Genomic DNA, 21,487 nt, shown 5'->3' with positions numbered 1-21,487 from the left:
GACAGGCCGTAAAAGCGCCAAGGCAGGCGCGACCGGTCATCAATGTCGAACACGCGGGTCATGCGAAGCAAATACACCCGCGATCCGAGTCTATCAAGTCAACACGGCATGCCGATGTTCACCAGAAGCATATATTTCGTTCACAGTCTGCATATGACGCAGGGATTTCGAGGGGCTGTCGTTGAGATTTCATATCCCCGATGTTACCTTTAGAGAGCCAGCGCCGGTGTTGAGGCGCATCATACGGAGGACCAAGTCCTGTCTCACTCAGCCCAAGCGGTTTCACATGACACCGCACCAGCCGCTCCGCAGGGCGGGGCCGCACCCAGTTTCACGGTGGCCGAATTGCTGGACCACATCGTGACAACCCTTTCCGATGACAAAGCCGAAGACATCGTCAAGATCGACCTGCGAGGCCGGTCCGAGATGGCTGATCACATGGTGATCGCGTCGGGTCGTTCGACCCGTCAGGTGTCCGCACTGGCCCAACAGTTGACGGATGCGCTGAAGCAGGATTACGGCATCATCTGCAAGACCGAAGGGAAGGATCAGGGCGACTGGGTGTTGATCGATTCAGGCGACGTGATCGTGCATATCTTCCGCCCCGAGGTTCGGGACTTCTACCAGGTCGAAAAGATGTGGCAGCCTGCGGGAGCCAAGACCGTCTGAATGAAGCTGACTGTTTGTGCGGTCGGACGCCTCCGGAAAGGTCCGGAAAAGGCGCTGATCGACGATTACCTGACGCGGCTCGACCGCGGCGGCCGGGCGCTAGGGCTGGGGCCTTCAGAAGTGCGCGAAGTCGACGACCGCAAGGGCGGCGGTATGTCGGCCGAGGCGCAGCTTCTGGAACGCGCCTGCCCTGATGGCGCCGTTCGTGTGATGCTCGATGAACGCGGCAAGCAGCTTTCTTCCCCTGATTTCGCGGCTCAACTCGCCAAGTGGCGTGATGAAGGTCGGCCCGAAGCGTGCTTCTGTATCGGTGGCGCGGACGGGCTTGACCCGTCCTTTCGGGCGACGGCCGATTTCAAACTGTCCTTCGGCCCGATGGTCTGGCCCCATATGCTGGTGCGCGTGATGCTGGCCGAACAGCTTTACCGCGCCGCTTCGATCCTGGCGGGCAGTCCGTATCATCGCGTCTGACCAGCGCGGGCGACGCCCGCGCCCGGCCCAACGGCAAGAGGCGCGATATCGCGCCGATGACGGGCGGAGGCTTCCCCTTTTTGCTCGCAGACCTTCGATCTTCTTGCTAGTCCTGCTGCCGACACGCAACACGAAGGATCTCCGATGACCGCGCCGAAACCCGTTGTTCTGTGTATTCTCGATGGTTGGGGCCTGCGCGATGATCCGACCGCCAATGCGCCAAAGCTTGCTGCGACGCCGACCTTCGACCGCATCATGGCGACCTGCCCGAACGCACAGCTGATCACGCACGGACCGGATGTCGGGCTTCCAAGCGGACAGATGGGCAATTCCGAGGTGGGTCATACGAATATCGGTGCGGGCCGCGTCGTTGCCATGGATCTGGGTCAGATCGACCTGTCCATCGAGGATGGCAGCTTTTTCGAAATAGCGGCGCTGAAAGACTTCATCGCCGCCCTGAAAGACAGCGGCGGAACGGCGCATCTGATGGGCGTAACCTCCGATGGTGGTGTTCACGGGCATATCAACCACATCCTTGCCGCCGCCAAGGCCATTACGAAAGCAGGCGTGCCCGTTGCTTTGCATGCCGTGACGGACGGGCGCGACGTGGCGCCGAAGTCGGCGGACGGATTCATCGAGACCCTTGAGTCGACACTGCCTGACGATGCACGCATCGTTACGGTGACGGGCCGCTATTTCGCGATGGATCGCGACAACAGGTGGGAACGGGTCCAGAAAGCCTATGACGCAGTGATCAAGGGCGAAGGAATCCACTGTGACAGCGCCGGGCAAGCCGTCGAAGACGCGTATGCATCGGGCCAAACCGATGAGTTCATCGAGCCGCGTATTGTCGGCGACTATACCGGTGGAAAGGACAGGGATGGATTCTTCTGTCTGAACTTCCGCGCCGACCGCGCCCGCGAAATTCTCCGCGCTATTGCAGAACCTGATTTCGACGGCTTCGACACCGGCCCGCGTCCCGACTTCGCCGCGCTGCTGGGCATGGTCGAATATTCTGACGAGCATAACGCATGGCTCAAGACGGTCTTTCCCAAGCGCGAAATCGTTAACGCTCTGGGCGAATGGGTGGCCAAGCACGAATTGCGCCAGTTCCGCTTGGCCGAAACGGAGAAATACCCGCATGTCACCTTCTTCCTGAATGGCGGGCGAGAGGTGCCGGAGGAAGGCGAAGACCGCTCCATGCCCAACTCGCCCAAGGTCGCGACCTATGATTTGCAGCCCGAGATGTCCTGCGCTGAAGTAACGGATCAATTCGTGAAAGCGATCGAGGCTGGATATGATCTGATCGTCACCAATTATGCCAATCCCGATATGGTGGGGCACACGGGTGATCTGGATGCGGCGATTGCGGCGTGCGAAGCCGTGGATCGCGGGCTCGCGCGCGTGGTCGAGGCGCTCGACAAGTCGGGCGGGGCGATGATCCTGACCGCTGATCATGGCAACTGTGAGACGATGGTGGACCCGGATACAGGCGGGCCGCACACGGCGCATACGCTGAACCCGGTACCTGTAGCGCTGATTGGTGGGCCTGCTGGCGCATCACTGGTCGATGGGCGGTTGGCGGATTTGGCCCCTACCATCCTCGAACTGATGCGACTTGAGAAGCCACGGGAAATGACCGGGACGAGCCTGATCCGGACATGAAGGCGCTAATCCGTTCAGTTTTGAGTGCTGCTGTAGGGGTGGTCGTTCTGACCGCCCTGATTATTCCCCTTGCCGGGCCTTCCCGCGCCAATCAGAAGCTGCAAGAGGCGGCGCAGGCATTGGCCGACGCCAAGGACAGCCGCGACCCGGTGCCAAGGCTGACCCATGCCATCCGTGCCTTCGAGGCGTCCATGACCGATCTTCGCAGCGATCTTCGTGGCGCGGTGTTGCGGGAGCAGGCCTTGCAGAAAGAACTCGACAGCAAGAGCGGGGCATTGTCAGATCTCGTCGCAGCCATACAGACCATCGAACAGGATAAAGATCGCACATTGCTACTGCATCCTGCTGGAGCGCTGGCGAGTGCCCGCGCTGGCTTGTTGGCGGCGGATATGGCGCCTGCGCTGAATGATCGGGTGGCGTCTGTCAGAACTGAACTGGCGGAACTGGCGGAATTGACCGAAGCTCGCAAGCAAGCACAGTCGCGATTGCAGCAGGCGCTGTCGCAGGCACAGACCGCGCGAACCGAACTGATCGCGGCCCTGAAAGCCAATGGAACGCTGCCTGATCAGTCGGACATAGACGAGTTGCTCGAAGTCACGATGGGCTTGTCGGAGCTAAGTGAAACGTTCCCGCCATTGCCCGACGATCTTCGACCGGCCGCGGAAATCGACCTGACCAACTTGCCGCTGCCGGTTTCGGGAACGGTGCTTTACGGCTATGACGAACCTGACGCCACCGGCCTAACGCGCCCCGGGTTCACCGTTGCGACTGCGGCAGAGGCGCTGGTGACAGCACCCGCCGCCAGCACTGTGCGCTTTGCCGGGCCTTTGCTGGATTTCGGCATGGTCGTCGTCCTGGAACCGGTGCGTGACGCATTGCTTATCCTTGCGGGGCTGGAAACGCTTTATGTAAGCGAGGATCAGGTGGTCGCGGAGGGCGCCCCGCTGGGGCTGATGGGGGATGTCGGTGAGGACGAAAACACAATCGCGCCAGAACGCGGGAATCCTGCTGGCACTCTGCGCCCGGAAACGCTCTATATAGAGCTAAGACAATCCAACACGCCCGTGGACCCCGCCGAGTGGTTTACGGTTCGAAAGGACGGATAGAAGATGAGATCATTCATGATGGCCGCTCTCGGCGGCACCATCGCAGGGGTCGTCGCAACGACACAAATCGCCGGACCGCTTCTTGCGCAGGAAACGGACAACAAGACTTCGGTTTACGAACAGCTTGATCTGTTTGGTGATATATTCGAACGCATCCGCGCGCAGTATGTCGAAGAGGTCGAGGAAGGCGAACTGATCGAGGCGGCCATCAACGGCATGCTGACCTCGCTCGATCCGCATTCCAGCTATCTCGCGCCGGAAGATGCCGAAGACATGCGCGTGCAGACGCGTGGAGAATTCGGCGGACTGGGCATCGAAGTCACGCAAGAAGATGGCTTCGTGAAGGTCGTCTCGCCTATGGACGATACACCGGCCTTCGAGGCTGGGATCGAGGCGGGCGATTTCATCACCCATGTCGACGGTGAAAGCATGCTTGGCCTGACCCTGGACGATGCGGTTGAACTGATGCGCGGTCCTGTCGGTTCGGACATCGTTGTGACGATTGTGCGTGAAGGTGAAGACGAGCCGTTCGACGTCACCATAACCCGCGACACCATTAAACTGACCGCCGTGCGCTCGCGCGTGGAGGGTGACACCGTGGTTCTGCGCGTCACCACGTTCAACGACCAGACTTACCCCAACCTCGAAGAACAACTAAAGGAATCTATCGAGGAATTGGGCGGCATGGATAGCGTCAACGGCATTGTTCTGGACCTGCGAAACAATCCGGGCGGGTTGTTGAATCAGGCGATCCAGGTGTCCGATGCGTTCCTCGATGCGGGTGAAATCGTGTCCACCCGGGGACGCAGCGTCGAAGATGGCGAGCGGTTCAATGCATCTGAAGGCGATCTAGCTGAAGGCAAGCCGGTCGTCGTGCTGATCAATGGCGGGTCGGCCTCCGCTTCCGAAATCGTGGCGGGCGCATTGCAAGATCACCGTCGAGCCATCGTCGTGGGTACCAAGAGCTTCGGCAAAGGGTCCGTTCAGACGGTCGTTCCGCTGCGCGGCAACGGTGCGATGCGTCTGACGACAGCGCGGTATTACACGCCGTCGGGCCGGTCCATTCAGGCACTCGGGGTATCGCCGGATATCGTCGTTGAACAGCCGCCACGCCGTCCGGAATCCGAGGACGAAGATGAGGACCAAGCGCCCAGCTTCGCCCGCTCGGAAAATGACCTGCGCGGGCATTTGAATAACGACTCTATGTCCGAGGACGAGAAGAAGCTGCTGGAAGAAGAACAGCAGAAGGCCGAAGACGCCGCCCGTCTGCGCGAAGAGGATTACCAGCTGGCCTATGCCATCGACATCCTCAAGGGGCTTTCGGCTGTCGCCAAGCCTGAATGATCACATCACAACGGCGCGCGTCTCCGGATGCGCGCCGGCGGAGCCTTCCATGACCCCTGAACAGATCGAAGCTTTACCCTACCGTCCCTGTGTCGGCGTCATGCTGGTGAACAAGGACGGGCAAGTCTTCGTGGGCCAGCGCATCGACAATCCCGGCCCCGCTTGGCAAATGCCACAGGGTGGGATCGACAAGGGAGAAGATCCGCGTGACGCAGCCTTGCGCGAGCTTTGGGAAGAAACCGGCGTGACCTCTGATCTGGTTACGGTGGAAGCGCAGACCGTCGAGCGGATCGCCTATGATCTGCCGCATGATCTGGTGCCCAAAATCTGGAAAGGGCGCTATCGCGGGCAGCTGCAACTTTGGTTCCTGTTACGCTTCTACGGGACGGATGCCGATATCCGCATCGACACTGATCATCCCGAATTTTCCGCATGGCGTTGGCTGGACCCGGAAGAACTGCCGGGTCAGATCGTGCCTTTCAAGCGTGTTGTGTATGAGGCGGTTCTCGATGAGTTCCGCCCCCATCTGACTTAGCGGCGCGGAATGCTGTAAAGCGACGAGCCGCCGATCTGGGCCAGTTTTTCGACGCCATGAGTTGCACGCAGCGATGCTTCGGCTTCGCTGCCTGTTGGACAACCGACCAGATCGGCGGCGTCATCGAGATAATCTATGGTCAGGGGGGTTTCGCCTGTCAACTGACACGGATCCTCGGGCGAGCGGTAGCCGCCCAGAAGTTGCAGCGGCGGGGTCGGAGAGTTGCCGTAAGGGATCGGGCCGAGCGGCTCACCTCCACACGCGGCAAGCGCCACGGCGACTGCCCCCAATGATGCGACCTTTAGCCGGGTCAGATTGCCTGTCATCGGAAAACATCCTTTGTTCGGTGCGTTGACCGGACGCTAGCACGCGTTGCCATCGCGCGCCAATCGTAAGCGAATGGGTGCCAACAAATCCTATGCGTCTGGCGAAAATTGGGTTAGGATTTCCTTAAAACTAAGACCAACGAGCAGACCACAGGCCAGCCCATGCGACATCTTCTGACCGCGATAGTTCTGGCGATCGGGGGGATATATCTGCCCGCCGCCGCCCAAACCCTTGCGATTCATTCCAGCCCGCAACCTCCGTCTCGGCCCATAGCCGAGGCACAGCCGGTGCCCGCATCCGCAATCATGTCACCGCGACCGATGCTGCGCCCCGCAAAGCCGGAGACAATTGTGACCGAGGCTTCCGCCGCCGGGTTCCAGAACTGGATCAACGGGTTCGTGCCACGCGCGCGACGCCAAGGGATCAGCGATTCCACGCTACGAGGTTCCTTGACGGGCATTACCTATGATTCCAGTATTATCAGGCTGGACGGAAACCAGTCCGAGTTCAGCAAGCAGCTTTGGGAATATCTCGACAGCGCGGTATCCAGCAGCCGTATTGCGAATGGCCGGGCAGGGCTGACCCGATATGCAACGACGTTGGACCAGATCGAACGGAAATACGGTGTCGATAAAGAAGTCGTCGTCGCCATTTGGGGGCTGGAAAGTGCTTATGGCAGCAATCGCGGGTCAACCGATGTAATCTCTGCACTGGCGACTTTGGCCTATGATGGGCGCCGCGGCGCGTTCTTCGAGGAACAGTTGGTCGCGGCGTTGAAGATCGTCCAGGCCGGTGACATCAGCCCACGGGCGATGAAAGGGTCATGGGCCGGGGCGATGGGGCATACGCAGTTCATGCCGACATCCTATCTTGATCATGCGGTTGATTTCCGTGGGGATGGGCGCCGCGACATCTGGTCGGACGATCCGACGGATGCGCTGGCGTCAACCGCTGCATATCTGGCGGGTTTTGGCTGGCGGCAGGGGCACCCTTGGGGGGTCGAGGTCCAGCTTCCGCAAGGTTTCAACTATGCGCAGGCGGGCGATCACACGAAGCGGTCCGTGCAACGCTGGACGCAGATGGGCGTGCGCGACATGGCAGGCCGTGCTGTGCCGAACTATGGGGAGGCGTCGATCCTTTTGCCAGCGGGCGCACGCGGTCCCGCCTTCATGATCTTCAACAATTTCGAAGTGCTGGAGCGCTACAACGCTGCCGACAGTTACGTAATCGCCGTCGGGCATCTGTCCGACCGCTTGAAAGGCGGCCCCGGCATCCGTGCCTCATGGCCACGTGGGGATCGATCACTGAAACTGTCCGAGCGCAAGGAGTTGCAACAGCGGCTAAGCGCGGCGGGATTCAGTACGAAGGGCATCGACGGACGGATCGGGCCGAATACGATTGAGGCGATCCAGAACTATCAACAGGCGCGCGGATTGTTGCCGGACGGCTATCCGTCCTACGGGTTGCTTCAGCACATGCGCTAGGGACGGTGCGCGCGGCGGGTCAGACGCTCATCGGTTGTTGAGGAACACCCCATAGCGCGATGGATTTGTTGCGATAGGCCTTATCGGTTGACACTTCGCGTCCGAACCAATCCGGCGGCGTAAAGGCTTCGGCGTCTTCCAGTGTATCAAACTCGACCTCGACCATCTGCAAGGGTTGGTGGGCGCCGCAGAAAATATCCAGCTCGAACAGATGCCCGTTGCCCAGCGGTCCGATCCAACGCTTCTTTTCGATCCGGCGTCCGGTCGTTGCAGGCCAGAGCACGTTGAATTGTTCGGCTTCGATCGGAATCTCGCGTTCGGACCGAACAGGACCTTCGCCGGTTTTGACGGTCAGGAAAAGCTGGTCGCTTTTCTGCCGCAGGCGCATGGAAATCGAGTCGTCGGGATGCGTGCAGTATCCCTGCCGAACGGTGTAGCACCTCGCGCGGGCCAAGTCTGGTAGCCGCTTCACAAGGAATTTGCGTTCGATTTCTACCGGGTCAGCGTGTGTCATCTTCGGCTGTCTTGGGATTAGTTTGTGTGACGAATTAGTGGGCTGGCTAAAGGACGGCCGTCGTGAAAACAACACAAAAGTGTTACTTTTACGTTGGGTCGGGAGTAAGCACTGAGTTTTACTAATACTTTAACATCCGTCGCTTTATATGTCGGGTTGCCTTCCAGCGCGGGAGGGTCGGTTTCGATTCACGAAAAACTGCCAAGGATGAATCATGAAGACAGCTAAGTTGTTGGTTGGCGCGATTACCGTTGCAGTTGCGGGGTGTGTGTTCGCGCTTGTGCGACCGCAGGCCCAAGAGACCAAGACTTCGGAGAAGACAGCTGACATTGCGGCTGGTGAGCGGATCTATCAACAATATTGCGCGACCTGTCACGGGTCCAATCTGGAAGGACAGCCGGATTGGCAGACGCCCGGACCTGATGGCAGGCTTCCTGCGCCGCCGCATGACGAAACCGGTCACACATGGCACCATGCGCCTGAGATGCTGTTTACCTACACCAAGTTTGGTGGCGCGGCGTTGATGAAGCAGCAGGGCCTGGACATGGTCAGCGGGATGCCAGGCTTCGAGGGTGTGCTAAGCGACGCGGAAATCCGTAACACGCTCGCCTTTATCGAATCCACGTGGTCGGACCGCGTTCGCGTGATGCGGTCGGAACGCTTTGGCACCGGGCAGTAGCGCCAAGGGATAGACAATGCGCCGCGCAAAGGGCATGTCTGCGGAGGACGCAGATGGTATGGAAGGGCGCGGCGTGGCCAATCACCTTTATCAAAACGATCTTCCTGATGGGCTGGATCTTGGGCCGGTTGTCGCGATTGACTGCGAAACCATGGGGCTGAACCCGCATCGGGACAGGCTGTGCGTTATCCAGATGTCTGACGGTGACGGAAACGCGCATCTGGTGCAGGTCGCCAAGGGGCAGACTGCAGCCCCCAACCTGTCGCGTATGTTGACCGATCCCGAAGTGCTGAAGCTGTTCCATTTCGGGCGCTTCGACATTGCCGCGATGTATCATGCCTTCGGTGCGCTGGCCGCGCCGGTCTATTGTACCAAGATCGCGTCAAAGCTGGTGCGGACCTACACTGATCGTCATGGGCTGAAGAACCTGCTGTCGGAACTGATCGATATCGACATTTCCAAACAGCAGCAGATGAGTGACTGGGGCGCGCCGGAACTGACGGACGCGCAACTAAGCTACGCCGCATCCGATGTGCTGTATCTTCATGCGTTGCGTGACAAGCTGAACGAACGACTGGAACGGGAAGGACGCATGGAACTTGCGCAGTCCTGTTTCGATTTTCTACCCACGCGTGCCGTTCTGGATTTGCAGGGCTGGCCTGAGCAGGATATTTTTGCGCACTGATGACACAGAACGAGACATTTCTTTCCGTTGGCCGTCGCGTTGTTGGCATCGAGGCGGATGCGCTGAGACTTCTGGCCGAGGCGCTGGATGACAGTTTTGCAAAGGCCGTGGCCCGCCTGCTCGAAGCACAGGGGCGCGTGATCGTCTCCGGCATGGGCAAATCGGGTCACATCGCGCGCAAGATTGCGGCGACATTGGCATCCACCGGCACCCCCGCGCAATTTGTGCATCCGGGCGAGGCGAGCCACGGCGATCTGGGTATGCTTACCAAGGGTGACGTGGTGATGATGTTGTCCAACTCGGGGGAAACACCCGAACTGGCAGACATGATCGCGCATACCAGACGTTTCGAGATACCGCTGATCGGTATTGCGAGCCGTCCTGACAGCACCTTGTTGCGCCAATCCGATATCGCGCTGGTTCTGCCCAAGGCGGAAGAAGCCTGTGGGCAGGGCATCGTGCCGACGACCTCGACGACCATGACGCTTGCGTTGGGGGATGCGCTGGCCGTTGCATTGATGGAACACCGTCAGTTCACACCCCAGGATTTCCGGCAGTTTCATCCTGGCGGAAAGCTCGGGGCGCAGCTTTCGAAGGTTTCTGACCTGATGCATGTGGGCGACGAGATGCCCATGGTATCCGACACGACACCGATGGGCGATGCGTTGGTTACGATGAGCCGGAAGGGCTTCGGCGTACTGGGCGTCGAGGGTGCGCAAGGCGAACTCCGGGGAATCATCACCGATGGTGATTTGCGGCGACACATGGATGGCTTGCTCGACCGCACAGCCGGCGAGGTGATGACGATGGACCCCAAGACGATCGACATGGGCGCATTGGCGGAGCAGGCCGTGCGGGTTATGGAAAACACCAAGATCACGAGTCTATTCGCGGTGCGCGCGGAAGATACGTCCAAGGCGGCAGGAATTCTGACAATCCATGATTGCCTGCGCGCCGGGGTTGTCTGATCCGTGGCCCGCTTCGATAACGGCTATTCCCGCGCGGTCGCCGTTGCGAAGCTGGTTCTGCCGCTGATCGCGCTGGCTATTCTGTCGACGCTTTTTCTGTTCCCACGGGGGCAGCGGACCGGGGAGCCGATGGCGATCACCGACATTACCATTCGCGAACTGGCCCGGGAACAAAGGCTCGGTGCGCCAAGCTATGACGGCGTGACGGCCGAAGGGTCCAAGGTTAACTTGTCTGCTGAAACGCTGCGGCCTGATTCTGATCAACCGGGTGTGATCATCGGGACGGAATTGCGCGCGACGTTGTTCAACAAGAACGGTTTCGGGTATCAGATTGCGTCAGGCGCAGGCCGGATCGACGAGGAAACTGGCCAAACCACCCTGTCGGAAAACGTGCAGATCACGACCTCGACCGGCTATCGTATCCAGACCGATACAGCGTTTGTCAGCACCGATCTGAACCATATCGAAACCGAAGGTGCAATTCAGGCATCCGGACCGCTTGGGCAACTTACCGCGGGAAAGATGGTCATGACGGGCAATCCTGACTCCGGCAACAATGCAGTAGTTGTTTTCAAGGACGGTGTGCGGCTGCTATACCAACCGGGAAATTAAGAAAGCTGTTTCATGGGCCTGCGGTTTGTCGTCGTTTTCATCTTTTTGATCGCTGGGCATGGTGTCTGGGCGCAGGGGGCTGGTGTGAATCTGGGAGGTTTGCAGACCGATACCAGCGCCCCGGTCGAGGTTGAGGCCGATCAGCTTCAGCTCGATCAAACCGGCCGAAGCGCCAAGTTTTCGGGAAATGTTGTTGTCGTTCAGGGTGATATGCGCCTGACCGCCGCGCAGATTGTCGTACGCTATCTGGAATCGGCAGAGGGCGACGACCGGCAGATCGACACGATCACTGCCAGTGGTGGTGTGACCTTGGTGACGCCGGATGAGGCAGCCGAGGCGGCGGAGGGTGTCTTTACGCCCGCCCGCAACGAGATCGTGATGTCGGGCGATGTTCTTCTGACGCAGGGCCAGAACACGCTTGCTGGTCAACGCCTGACGGTGGATCTGGAAACCGGAAACGGCCAGATCGACGGTCGCGTTCGTACAGTTCTGCAGCCGGGTGCCAACGAGTGAGCCCCAAGCGGGACAATAAGTCACCCGCGGGGTTGGAAGTCGTCGGGCTGCGCAAAAGCTATCGCAAACGGCCAGTGATCCGCGATGTGTCGTTGAAGCTCAACCGCGGCGAGGTCGTGGCGCTCCTGGGCCCCAACGGATCGGGTAAGACGACATGCTTTTATTCGATCGCGGGGCTGGTTCCTGCGGATGGCGGGCAGGTGCTGATCAATGGCCGTGATGTGACCACCATGCCGATGTATCGCCGCGCCAAGATGGGAATCGGGTATCTGCCGCAGGAGGTCAGTATCTTCCGGGGCTTGAACGTGGAGGACAACATCCTCTCGATCCTCGAAATCGCCGAACCTGACCGCACCAAGCGGCACGAACATCTGGAAGAACTTCTGGCGGAGTTCTCGATCGAGCATCTGCGTCGCGCGCGAGCCCTTGCGTTGTCAGGGGGTGAACGCCGTCGCGTGGAGATTGCCCGCTGCCTGGCAGCGAATCCGCGTTATGTGCTGATGGACGAGCCATTCGCAGGGGTTGATCCCATTGCGGTTGGCGATATTCGCGCGCTGGTGTCCCAGCTCAAGACACGTGGGATCGGCGTGCTGATCACCGATCACAATGTCCGTGAGACGCTGGAGATCGTGGACCGCGCCTATATCTTGCATGATGGGCAGGTCTTGATGAGTGGCACGACCGATGACGTTATCCGCAACAAGAAGGTGCGCGAGGTCTATCTGGGTGACAGCTTCCGAATCGACTGAGGCAACCGGTCGCGATTATTCTCGGTGCGAGACAGTTGACACAAGGGCAATATTTGTCGCCAAATGGGGCCATGACAGCGGTTGTTCCACCTTACACGAAATCGCACCTGATTTGCTCGCGAATGCGTCCTGCGGCTGCGCAAGACATTCCCGGAACGTTTTCAACCCGACACTCTCCGTTTCATTGAACTTCGTCGCTTCATAAGCGTTCGGGGTTCTCAACACACAGGAGGCGCTATGCGTTACCAAATAAGCGGGAAGCAAATAGACATTGGGGAAGCCCTTCAAACCTATGTCAAAAATGAACTTGGTGTGATTGTCGACAAATACGCCGAACGCCCCACCGATGCGCAGATTGTCTTTTCCAAGCGTGGACATGAGTATGTGTGCGAAACCGTGGTTCACCTGTCCACCGGGCTGACTGCGCAGGCGCGTGCGACGGCCAATGAAATATATCCTGCCTTCGACCAGTGCGGCGAAAAAATGGAAAAGCAGCTTCGCCGCTACAAGCGCCGCCTGAAAGACCACCACAAGGTGCGCGCGCAGCCGGTTGAAGCTTTGGGCGGCTCGTCCTATATCATCGCCTCGAATGACGATGCGGACGATTCCGAGCCGGACACGCTTCAGCCGGTGATCGTCGCAGAAATGGAAACCCGCATCCCGTCGATTTCCGTCGGTGAAGCTGTTATGCAAATGGAACTCATCGGAGCGCCAGTCTTGGTGTTTCGTAACGAGGGCACGAAAGGGGTCAATGTCGTGTACCGTCGTGACGACGGCAATATAGGCTGGATCGAGCCCGGCAGCGCGACATAAGGGCGAGAGCCCGACCGGAAAGTTGAGGCGAATGGAACTGGCAGCGTTGTTGAAGCCGGAGGCCGTGAAGGTCGTCGGCAGCATGACCAGCAAGAAGCGTCTGATGCGGGAACTCGGCGAAATCGCCGCGTCCTGCTATGGCTTGGATGTGGATGACGCGGTTGAGGCTCTGCTTGACCGCGAAAGCATCGGTCCGACCGGTGTCGGCAAAGGTGTTGCGCTGCCGCATGCGCGCATGGATGGTATCGACCGTATTGTCGGTGTCTTTATGCGCCTCGACCAGCCCGTACCGTTCGAGTCCGTCGACCGCCAGCCTGTCGATCTGGTCTTTTCTCTGTTCGCGCCAAAGGATGCGGGCGTCAGCCACCTGCGCGCACTGGCGCTGGTATCGCGCGTGATGAGGGACGGGTCGACCTGCACCAAGTTGCGTTCCAACGAAGAAGCCGGCACGCTGCACGCGATCCTGACGGGTTTGGAGGCCAACCAGGCGGCCTGATCGCGTTCCTTGTCCCCGAAAACGATAAAAGCCCCGGAGTTCATACCGAACTCCGGGGCTTTTATGGTCTGGGCACGTGGTGTGTCTCATGGACGCGTGGTCAGGAAGAAATAGACCCATTCTCCTTTAAAATCAGGTTGTTCTGTGCGAAGAACAGCGACGCGCTCGCGCAGAAAGTCGAGGTAGGGATCGGCGGGTTCTACCATCGGTCGTGTGCCGTCATGCAGTGGCACGGAGGTCGCGATGGCGAGTGCGATTTCCTGACCATAAGGCGGGCCGATGGAAATCTCCAACGACGGGTGGTTCGCGGATGGCGCGCCAATTGTTGCCTCTTGATCAGAGGATAGCTGGCGTAGCGGCACCTGTGTGTTCGGCTCGAGATGGATTACTTGACCGGAAGCGTCGAAATAGTCGACATAGAGATACGCATCGTAGTCCGGGCCGGTCAGATCGAAGCTGAGCCTGTCTCCGCCATTGTAGAAGTATTCCCGAGCTTGCGCAGTTTGACCGATCAACCGGCTGTCGGTGAACTGATCCGTCGATTGCGGTAGACCGACGGTTGAAACAGCACGTAGCACACCGCATTGCGGGGGCGGCAGGACACGCACCGAGTCGCGCACCGGGATCGCGCCGCCCAGCAACTGCTGCAAGCTGTCTGTGACGGGTGTTAGAAGTGCCTCCTCAGGGACATGCCCGGTCAAGAGAATTGACCCGCTGTCCGGCTCGAACACGGCTTGCAAGCGTGCGCAGGGAACGGAGGACAGCAGACCCTCCATCCCGTCACGCACCGGATCAGTACCGGTCTGCGGTAGGTTGGGGGCCATGAAGGACGTAACGGCCGCAAATGAAACAGGGTCCAGGCTGGCATCGCCGCTCCAGGCAAGGGACGCGACCAAGGTTTCGGACGGTAAAGCCGCCGGGGCCTGGTTCAGGGCGGCAGGACGCAGCGCTGTAGCTGACACCGCTGTGACGGTTTGCGGCGCGCTTGGAATTGAGGTTTCTCGGGGTGTTTCCTGGGCGCGTTGAGTGGGAAGTGTCGCCGTGGGCGATCGTTTGGTAGGGATTGCTTGGGTATTGGCTACTACGGTCGCCGGGGCGGTCGCTTTGGTGCGTGACGCGGGTTGTCCAATGGGTTGCGCCAAGGCGCTGTCCAACCGAACGTTATGGGTGACCTTGCTGCGAGGCTTGACAGAAGATGCCGCTGCATGCCGAGAAATGACCTCTGCAGCGTCGGTTGATCGGAGAACGGTCTCGGCAGCTATTATACGCTGAATGGAGGTGCCCTGAACCCGTGACTGATCTGGAACAACCCCTTCCTTCGTTGGGCTATCCACCTGTTGTGGCGTCGCATTCGCCTGATCTACCTCGTAAGCGGTCACATCTAGGCGGCTGGCAGATACGGTTTGAGGCATTATCTCGGCTGGGTCGGTGGACAGTCGCAGCCCACCGAGTGCCAGCGCGTGCAACCCTGCGGAACATGCGAGCCCGATGATCCACAGCCGTGTCTTCATGTCGGGTCGGGCGTTACGACGAGCGCCACCTCCTTCGCGCCAAGCGCTTCGATTTCGGCGACAAGAGGCAGCACCTGTTGCAGCCGGGTTGAGCCGTTTGCCGTGACCCTGATCAGTTTGTCCGGTTGATGTGTAATAGCTTCGGCGACATGGGCCAGAAGTGCATCGTGTTCGACTAGTGTGTCACCCAACGCCAACGCACCGTCATTGTCCACGGATATTGCCAACCCGCCGGCGGGAAGATCCGAGCCGGTCTGGGCGATTGGAGGGACGACATCAAACGGGGCGGTCGCTTCCATGCGGCCGATCAGCATGAAGAAAACCAGAAGGAAAAACACCACATCGATCAGCGCGATGATGGTTTCGTGGTGGGGCCGCCGCGTTTGCGCGCGTAGTTTCATTGACGCGCCTCCAGCCGAATAACCCGCAGGTTCTGCGCACCAACCTGCGTCACGCGGTCCATCACGTCGATCAGGCTTTGTAGCGACGCGGCGGGCGAGGGCAGCAGAAGAATTTCGGTAGCGGGAACCTCGCTCAGGCGCAGGGCCAGGATTTCGCCGAGCTCGTTGACGTCGTAGCTGCGCCCTTGTGTCGTCACACGCCCGTTGCTGTTCAGCCGCAGCAGAACAGGTGTGAGGTTGACCTGATCGGTGGCTTCCGAACGGCTTGTCTGTAGGTCGTTCCCGCCTACGGTGGGAAACATATCCAGATCCAGGAAGGTCGAGGTCACCATGAAAAACACCAGCAAGATCAGCATTACGTCGATCAATGGAACCAGCGAAATCAAGGGTCTCAGCGGCCTTGGTTGTCTGAGTTGCATGATGGTGTGCTCCGGCTAGTCGCGGCGGTGGCGGGCGTCCTCGGCCAACATCAGCGCACCCACAGAGCTTTCGATCAGATGCCCCGCGCTTTCCGCACGAGAACTGAGGAGCGAGGCGCCGATAGCGGCTGGAATGGCAACCAGAAGACCCGCCGCCGTGGTCAGCAGCGCCTGCCAGATGCCTCCGGCCAGCACAGCGGCATTGGCGGAACCTTGCGCCAGTTCCAATTGTTGAAACGACTGGATCATTCCCAGCACGGTGCCGAGCAAACCAAGAAGGGGGCTGATCATGGCGATCAGTTCCAGAAGCCTGATATGCCGGTTCATGCGTTCGAGTTCTTCGTTGCCACGCCGTACAAGATCCGTTTCCAGCAATGCGGGGCTGGTGTCGCGGGACATGCCTTCCATTGCGGCCAGAAGGACGCGGTCCGCAGGGGCCGTCCCGGATTGGGTCAGGTTGACAGCTTCGCGCGTTTCACCTTTGCGCCAATGATCCACAGCCGCGCTGCGACGGCCCGTGCCGGATGTCACGCCCCGCAATTCGATGGCTTTGACAACGATCAGGGCGACGGAAACCACGGACAACACTGCCAGAACAGCAATGATGGGGCCGCCGCGCATCAGGTCGGACAAATTCAGCATGACCTATTTCACCAGTGGCGCGGAGGCTTTGCTGTCCAGATCGACCAAGTCGAAGCAGTCCAGTGGGTCCGCGTTTTGCGGCTTGCACGCAGGGATGTCGTGCAGAAGTATCTCGGAAATGTCGCTGCAAGAAATCTCGGGGATCGCAAAAAGCTTCAGCGTGGTTCGCGCCGGTGGCAGAGGTGACGCGTCGATGGTCAGCAGGCTGTCGATGACGCCTTGGCTGTCAAGTATGGCCAATGACAGCTCGAAGCTTTCCAGCCCCAGTCCCGTGTCGTTGCCAAACAGGAAATACGCCTGACACGCGCCGTCATCGGTTTCTTCGAACTTGTTCAACTCTATGGACAGTCGCCCGTCCGTGCTCTGCGCCATCGCGGCTTGTGCCAGCGCGCTTACGGCGATCATTGCGCCAGAAAATCGGAAAGCAGATCGTATTCGCAAAACTCGTCCTCCCCGTTGCGCAAACATTGTGCGCGTCTCGTCGCGGCTTATTCTAGGCAAGGTACCCGCCCTTGGGTCAAGCGTTGCGTAGGAGATCAGTCGCAATAGTTCGAATACAATTCATATCCCGGCGCGGTATAGCGATAGGCAGTGCGGTCAGCATCGGCAGGGCGATCCGCGAGCGGATCATCCGCAAAGCTCGGTCGAGCGACAGGACGGATTCGGCGTGTCGATGGCCGATGGGTGTATTCATAAGGAATGGCTAGATCACGCGCATCGGGCGATGGAACGGGCGGCAGCACTGTCTGGCAGATCGCCTGCTCCCTGATGGAAATTTGCAGGGGTTTCTCTGGATCCGCCCTGAGGATTTCGACGATATGCCCGGCCTTTGTTCCTATACCACGGGTCTTGAAAGTCAGCGGCGGACCCAGTTCAACAAAGCGGGTCTGCGCGTCCGGTCCGAACAACGTGTCCTCACCCTGCCATTCCTGGCCGATAGCAAATTGAAGAGTGAAGCGGCCGGGAGGGACGAGGACTTTGAAAAATTCACCACCATTGATATAGGCCGCCAATGCCTGCCGGTCATTCTCGGCGTCGCGCAGGACCAGGAAATAGTTCTGCCCGGACGGTGTCTTGACCTGCAGTGGGAAGGCGGCGGGCAAGCCACTTCGGTTCCACATCAGTCCGGTGCGTGGCGTGTCTGCAGAAAGCGGGACGATACCGGTGGCACCGAATAGCATTGCGGCCAATGCGACAGCCATGGTTTGACGCAGAACCAGACCCATTTTGATCCTCCTACCTGCAACCTGGCACGGCATCACTCAAGCCCGACCGGTCACAGGATCACCTTTCCGTCACTGCCAGCGTAACCCCCGGTTCGGGGCGAATGGTCATGTGCATGACGGGTTCCGGCGCAGGGCCAGAGGGCGCGAAATGGAAGCGCGCCAGCAGGGTGGCCAGAATGATCTGAGCTTGCATCATCGCGAAATTCGCGCCGACACACACGCGCGGACCCGCGCCGAACGGCAGATACAGGTATTTGTCGCGGGATTTTCTGGCTTCCGGCGAAAATCTATTGATGTCGAACATCTCGGGTGCGTCCCAGTAGTCCTGATGGCGGTGCAAAGCGTAGATATTCAGAAAAACTGTTTCGCCTGTGCCGATGTCGCGGCCATAGAGCGTGTCCGGTGCGAGCACATTTCGGGCAAGCAGACCAACGGGCGGATAAAGTCGCATGGCCTCGTCCAGTGCGGCTTTGGTCAGGGGCAGAGCGGCCAGGTCTTCGGCGGTTGCTGCGCGTTGTCCGATCAGGTCGCGCGCTTCGGTTGCTGCGCGCGATTGAGCGTCAGGATCGTTGGCCAACAGGTACAAACCCCATGAAATTGCCAAGGCCGTCGTTTCGTGCCCCGCGACGATAAAGAACTGCATGTTGTGTAGTAAATCTCTGGCATCCATACGCCGCCCGGTTTCAGGGTCATGTGCATCCAGCATGTAGTCCAGGAGGTCGTCGCTGTCTCGACATGTCTCGGCGCGGCGCGCCTCGATCGCGCGGGATACCATGCGGTGCATTGTCCTGACGGCCGAGGCCCCCAGCAATTCGCCCGGTCGCGGAAACCACGGTGGCACTTCCAGAAAGTCCAGAAGCGATGCGCGACCGACCGTCAGAAAGTAACGTGTGATTGCGGCACTGTAGGTGTCTACGTCGAAATGTTCACGGCCCGACAGCGCAACGTCGCAAATGACGTCGAAGGTGGCGGACAGCATCTGTTCGACGATCTCGACAGGACCGGGCTGGTCCGAAAGACGTCGCGCCGTGCGGTCAGCGGTTTGCGTCATCAGCGGCGCCAGCGTCGATACATTGCGTGCCGAAAACACAGGGGCAATGGCGCGGCGCTGCCAGCGCCAATCCGCCCCTTCCGAGGTAAACAGGCTGGACCCGATGGCCGGCCTCAGCATGCGGATCATGACTTCGGATTTCGGGTAATTATGCGCATTGTCCAGAAACACTTGGCGCATAGCTTCCGGCCCCTGCACCATGTGCCAGCGCGCCGGGCCGGTTGTTCCCGTGACGATCGGCTGGGTGTAGGAAATGGCGGGCAGGATGCTCAGGACGTTGCGGCGGACGGCACGCAGGCTGCTCCATACACCCAGAACCTTGGCGGGTGGTTCAACGGTTGGTGGAACGAAGCGGGTCATCTTGCCTCCATTGCGGATGCCGCGCGGCGAATCGTCTGACGCTTTTGCCGGGCACGGGCATAGTGGCGGTTTCGGGAAGGTTTGTTTAGTACTCGCTCAGACGGTTCGGAGCCAGACATGACCACCAGCTCGAAGCCTGCGCGCCGAATGGGATCCGCTCCGGCTTTGTCTCTGGGCCTCAGAAGTCGGTGGTCGTTTGTGCTGTTAAAGGACGGATCGGGTTCACCCCGCGGCTTGACGCTGCAAGCGTCTTTTCGGGATCGTCCGCTTCGGGATATTCGCTCTCAGGATTCTAGCTCACGTCGTGGTCGTGATGGGAGTTGCCGAGAGTGTCGCGATGCTTGTCAAAAGCCCTGGTTAGCGCCCCCCACGCATTTTGCGCGTGCAGTAAAGGCATAGCAGATCATTCGCGATTGTCGCGGCTGCCAATGCGGTGATCTCCGACACGTCATAGGCGGGCGCGACCTCGACGATGTCCATGCCGACAAGGTTGATCCCGTCGAGCCCGCGCAGGATTTCTTGCGCCTGATAGGGGCTGAGGCCTCCGATCACCGGCGTGCCGGTTCCGGGCGCAGCGGCCGGTTCCAACGCATCGATGTCGAAGGTGAGGTAGCTCGGCTGATCCCTCACGATTTGCCGGACTTGTGCGGCGATGGATTCGGGTGTCGTTTTATGTACGTCCCGAGCGTCGATGATGTTGAAGCCCAGCGGGTCAGGGTTATGCGTGCGGATGCCGATCTGGACGGAGCGGGACGGGTCCACCAGCCCGTCCCGCACCGAATGCCACATCATGGTGCCGTGGTCGATCCGGCCGGGTTCATCCGCCCAGGTGTCCGAATGTGCGTCGAACTGGATGACGCTTAGAGGCCCGTGCTTGGCGGCATGGGCTTTCAGAAGCGGGTAGGTGATGAAGTGATCTCCACCGATGGACAGAAGCGTCGTGCCCTGTGCCAGAACCTTGGCGGCAGCGGCGGTGATTTCATCTGGTACCTTGTCTGGCCGACCCGGATCGAACATGCAGTCGCCATAATCGATGACGGTCATCTCGGCGAACGGGTCGAAGGTCCATGGCCATGGGCTGGACCATGCGATGTGGCTGGACGCGGCTCGCACGGAGCGGGGGCCGAGCCGCGTGCCAGACCTGTCAGACACAGCCAGATCGAAGGGAACCCCCATCACGGCTACATCGACCCCCGCCAGATCACGCGTGTATCGGCGGCGCATGAAGCTAAGCGCCCCGGCATAGGAGGCTTCCGGAACGGTGCCGCGCGGGTTGCGGCGGGTGAAGGCCTGGTCTCCGGCGACGGGTGTGACGGCTGAGTCGGTCGACATTGGGGGGCCTGTGGTTGGTCTTTGGGCCAAATTGACCGCGTTTCACGGGCGGAGTAAACTCAGCGAAAGACATACGCCTATAGGAGTATAGCCGCTGACCCATCAGCCAACAGGACTGGCAGGCGAAAGCTGGGACGCCGCCGTTGCCAGACTGATCGAAACCATAGGGGAGCCAGCGTTTCCGCAGGTGCTGCGCGGGGCGCTGTCTTTTCATGCCGATTTCGATTCTCTTGTAGTCACGGAGTTCGCGGCAGGTGGCCGACCGAATGCATTGTTCCATGATCTTGATGAAGTCAGGGCGGCAATCCATGTGGCGTTCTACGAAAGCGGGCCTTATTTGCTCGACCCGTTCTATCTGGCGTGCTGTGACGGGTTGGTGGCGGGCGTGTATCGTCTTCTGGACCTTGCACCGAAGGCATTCTTTCGGTCCGAATATTACCGGACATTCTATCGCCGGGTTCGTATCAAGGACGAGTTGGGGATCGTTCTGCGTAACGGTGATACACGCTGGATCATTATGTCGCTGGCGCGTGGCGCGCGACGTCCGGTCTTCGATGATCACGAGCTGGCGGCGTTGAGCGGTTCATTCCAAACGATTTCCGCCGCCGTGTTGCGGCACTGGTCGGGTAGTGCCGACCCCGGCACAAAGGGGTTGGTCCTGCCGCTCGAACAGCGGATGACCGGTTTCGCGGGTGATGCTCTCAGTCCGCGAGAGGCGGAGGTTCTGCATCTGGTCTTGCTTGGCCATTCCACACCATCTGCTGCGGCACAGCTGGGGATTGCGGAAGGGACGGTGAAGGTTCACCGTCGCCATGCCTACAGCAAGCTGGGGATATCATCGCAGGCGGAGCTTTTCTCGCGCGTTACCCGGTATCTGGCTGAAGGGGGCGCAACGGGTTGATTCCGCCGCGTCGC

26 protein-coding genes are annotated in these 21,487 nt (G+C 59.8%); 16 read left to right on the top strand and 10 right to left on the bottom strand.

Annotated elements, in window-relative coordinates:
* Positions 1-336 precede the first annotated feature (336 nt).
* The 6 genes from rsfS to FPZ52_RS16335 all read left to right on the top strand — a co-directional run bounded on the left by rsfS (position 337) and on the right by FPZ52_RS16335 (position 5,790).
* Positions 337-669 carry a ribosome silencing factor gene (gene rsfS / locus FPZ52_RS16360; RefSeq protein ID WP_240804499.1) on the top strand — a complete coding sequence of 111 codons (333 nt, stop codon included), beginning with the start codon at positions 337-339 and terminating at the stop codon, positions 667-669.
* Entirely contained in the window at positions 670-1,140 is a 471-nt protein-coding gene (rlmH, locus tag FPZ52_RS16355; protein ID WP_146366674.1) for a 23S rRNA (pseudouridine(1915)-N(3))-methyltransferase RlmH, read from the top strand.
* Positions 1,141-1,284: 144 nt separating this feature from the next.
* Positions 1,285-2,805 (top strand): 2,3-bisphosphoglycerate-independent phosphoglycerate mutase, encoded by a 1,521-nt coding sequence (gene gpmI, locus FPZ52_RS16350; protein ID WP_146366673.1) that lies wholly within the window; start codon positions 1,285-1,287, stop codon positions 2,803-2,805.
* Positions 2,802-3,911, top strand: a complete 1,110-nt coding sequence (locus FPZ52_RS16345) for a murein hydrolase activator EnvC family protein (RefSeq protein WP_146366672.1) — start codon at positions 2,802-2,804, stop codon at positions 3,909-3,911. The genes gpmI and FPZ52_RS16345 overlap by 4 nt, the downstream gene beginning before the upstream one ends.
* Before the next feature lie 3 nt (positions 3,912-3,914).
* The gene (locus tag FPZ52_RS16340) at positions 3,915-5,255 is read left to right on the top strand and encodes a S41 family peptidase (protein WP_146366671.1); all 1,341 of its coding nucleotides are present in this window, start codon (positions 3,915-3,917) and stop codon (positions 5,253-5,255) included.
* Positions 5,256-5,304: 49 nt separating this feature from the next.
* A complete protein-coding gene (locus tag FPZ52_RS16335) occupies positions 5,305-5,790 on the top strand; it encodes an RNA pyrophosphohydrolase (protein ID WP_146366670.1) in 486 nt (161 codons plus the stop codon).
* Here FPZ52_RS16335 and FPZ52_RS16330 read toward each other — a convergent pair.
* Positions 5,787-6,116 carry a hypothetical protein gene (locus tag FPZ52_RS16330; protein ID WP_146366669.1) on the bottom strand — a complete coding sequence of 110 codons (330 nt, stop codon included), beginning with the start codon at positions 6,114-6,116 and terminating at the stop codon, positions 5,787-5,789. The genes FPZ52_RS16335 and FPZ52_RS16330 overlap by 4 nt on opposite strands.
* A 162-nt stretch (positions 6,117-6,278) precedes the next feature.
* Here FPZ52_RS16330 and FPZ52_RS16325 point away from each other — a divergent pair, with 162 nt between their 5' ends.
* Positions 6,279-7,601: a lytic murein transglycosylase gene (locus FPZ52_RS16325; protein ID WP_146366668.1), complete on the top strand. Its 1,323-nt coding sequence runs from the start codon at positions 6,279-6,281 to the stop codon at positions 7,599-7,601.
* 19 nt (positions 7,602-7,620) lie between these two features.
* On the opposite strand, the gene FPZ52_RS16320 is transcribed toward FPZ52_RS16325, so the two are convergent.
* Positions 7,621-8,115, bottom strand: a complete 495-nt coding sequence (locus FPZ52_RS16320) for a CYTH domain-containing protein (protein WP_146366667.1) — start codon at positions 8,113-8,115, stop codon at positions 7,621-7,623.
* Between the two features lie 214 nt (positions 8,116-8,329).
* Here FPZ52_RS16320 and FPZ52_RS16315 point away from each other — a divergent pair, with 214 nt between their 5' ends.
* From FPZ52_RS16315 to FPZ52_RS16280, 8 genes are all read left to right on the top strand, one after another.
* Positions 8,330-8,794, top strand: coding sequence for a c-type cytochrome (locus FPZ52_RS16315; RefSeq protein ID WP_146366666.1), 465 nt, complete (start codon positions 8,330-8,332; stop codon positions 8,792-8,794).
* A 73-nt stretch (positions 8,795-8,867) separates the two neighbouring features.
* The gene (locus tag FPZ52_RS16310; protein ID WP_146366717.1) at positions 8,868-9,479 is read left to right on the top strand and encodes a ribonuclease D; all 612 of its coding nucleotides are present in this window, start codon (positions 8,868-8,870) and stop codon (positions 9,477-9,479) included.
* Complete coding sequence (locus FPZ52_RS16305; RefSeq protein ID WP_146366665.1) at positions 9,479-10,447, top strand: KpsF/GutQ family sugar-phosphate isomerase; 969 nt, start codon at positions 9,479-9,481, stop codon at positions 10,445-10,447. Before FPZ52_RS16310 ends, FPZ52_RS16305 begins: the two co-directional genes overlap by 1 nt.
* 3 nt (positions 10,448-10,450) lie before the next feature.
* Positions 10,451-11,059: an LPS export ABC transporter periplasmic protein LptC gene (gene lptC / locus FPZ52_RS16300; protein ID WP_146366664.1), complete on the top strand. Its 609-nt coding sequence runs from the start codon at positions 10,451-10,453 to the stop codon at positions 11,057-11,059.
* A 12-nt stretch (positions 11,060-11,071) separates the two neighbouring features.
* Entirely contained in the window at positions 11,072-11,572 is a 501-nt protein-coding gene (lptA, locus tag FPZ52_RS16295; protein ID WP_146366663.1) for a lipopolysaccharide transport periplasmic protein LptA, read from the top strand.
* Positions 11,569-12,321 (top strand): LPS export ABC transporter ATP-binding protein, encoded by a 753-nt coding sequence (gene lptB, locus FPZ52_RS16290; protein ID WP_146366662.1) that lies wholly within the window; start codon positions 11,569-11,571, stop codon positions 12,319-12,321. Before lptA ends, lptB begins: the two co-directional genes overlap by 4 nt.
* 237 nt (positions 12,322-12,558) lie before the next feature.
* Complete coding sequence (gene hpf / locus FPZ52_RS16285; protein WP_146366661.1) at positions 12,559-13,134, top strand: ribosome hibernation-promoting factor, HPF/YfiA family; 576 nt, start codon at positions 12,559-12,561, stop codon at positions 13,132-13,134.
* Positions 13,135-13,165: 31 nt separating this feature from the next.
* Positions 13,166-13,630 (top strand): PTS sugar transporter subunit IIA, encoded by a 465-nt coding sequence (locus FPZ52_RS16280; RefSeq protein ID WP_146366660.1) that lies wholly within the window; start codon positions 13,166-13,168, stop codon positions 13,628-13,630.
* Between the two features lie 86 nt (positions 13,631-13,716).
* On the opposite strand, the gene FPZ52_RS16275 is transcribed toward FPZ52_RS16280, so the two are convergent.
* The 8 genes from FPZ52_RS16275 to speB form a co-directional block, all read right to left on the bottom strand.
* Complete coding sequence (locus tag FPZ52_RS16275) at positions 13,717-15,141, bottom strand: DUF4384 domain-containing protein (protein ID WP_146366659.1); 1,425 nt, start codon at positions 15,139-15,141, stop codon at positions 13,717-13,719.
* Complete coding sequence (locus tag FPZ52_RS16270; protein ID WP_146366658.1) at positions 15,138-15,542, bottom strand: ExbD/TolR family protein; 405 nt, start codon at positions 15,540-15,542, stop codon at positions 15,138-15,140. The genes FPZ52_RS16275 and FPZ52_RS16270 overlap by 4 nt, the downstream gene beginning before the upstream one ends.
* The gene (locus tag FPZ52_RS16265) at positions 15,539-15,961 is read right to left on the bottom strand and encodes an ExbD/TolR family protein (RefSeq protein WP_146366657.1); all 423 of its coding nucleotides are present in this window, start codon (positions 15,959-15,961) and stop codon (positions 15,539-15,541) included. The genes FPZ52_RS16270 and FPZ52_RS16265 overlap by 4 nt, the downstream gene beginning before the upstream one ends.
* 15 nt (positions 15,962-15,976) lie before the next feature.
* On the bottom strand, positions 15,977-16,603 hold the full coding sequence (locus tag FPZ52_RS16260; protein WP_146366656.1) for a MotA/TolQ/ExbB proton channel family protein: 627 nt from the start codon (positions 16,601-16,603) through the stop codon (positions 15,977-15,979).
* Between the two features lie 3 nt (positions 16,604-16,606).
* Positions 16,607-17,008, bottom strand: coding sequence for a hypothetical protein (locus tag FPZ52_RS16255; RefSeq protein WP_146366655.1), 402 nt, complete (start codon positions 17,006-17,008; stop codon positions 16,607-16,609).
* Positions 17,009-17,139: 131 nt separating this feature from the next.
* Complete coding sequence (locus tag FPZ52_RS16250) at positions 17,140-17,829, bottom strand: hypothetical protein (protein WP_146366654.1); 690 nt, start codon at positions 17,827-17,829, stop codon at positions 17,140-17,142.
* 58 nt (positions 17,830-17,887) lie between these two features.
* Positions 17,888-19,240, bottom strand: a complete 1,353-nt coding sequence (locus tag FPZ52_RS16245) for a cytochrome P450 (RefSeq protein WP_146366653.1) — start codon at positions 19,238-19,240, stop codon at positions 17,888-17,890.
* A 357-nt stretch (positions 19,241-19,597) separates the two neighbouring features.
* Complete coding sequence (speB, locus tag FPZ52_RS16240) at positions 19,598-20,572, bottom strand: agmatinase (RefSeq protein ID WP_146366652.1); 975 nt, start codon at positions 20,570-20,572, stop codon at positions 19,598-19,600.
* A 187-nt stretch (positions 20,573-20,759) separates the two neighbouring features.
* On the opposite strand from speB, the gene FPZ52_RS16235 reads away from it, so the two are divergent.
* Entirely contained in the window at positions 20,760-21,473 is a 714-nt protein-coding gene (locus tag FPZ52_RS16235; protein ID WP_240804498.1) for a helix-turn-helix transcriptional regulator, read from the top strand.
* Positions 21,474-21,487: the final 14 nt, after the last annotated feature.

Source organism: Qingshengfaniella alkalisoli (assembly GCF_007855645.1).
GTDB classification, from domain to species: Bacteria; Pseudomonadota; Alphaproteobacteria; order Rhodobacterales; family Rhodobacteraceae; genus Qingshengfaniella; species Qingshengfaniella alkalisoli.
Note: the sequence above shows the minus strand (reverse complement) of the source record. Positions and strands in the feature narration are given on the sequence as shown.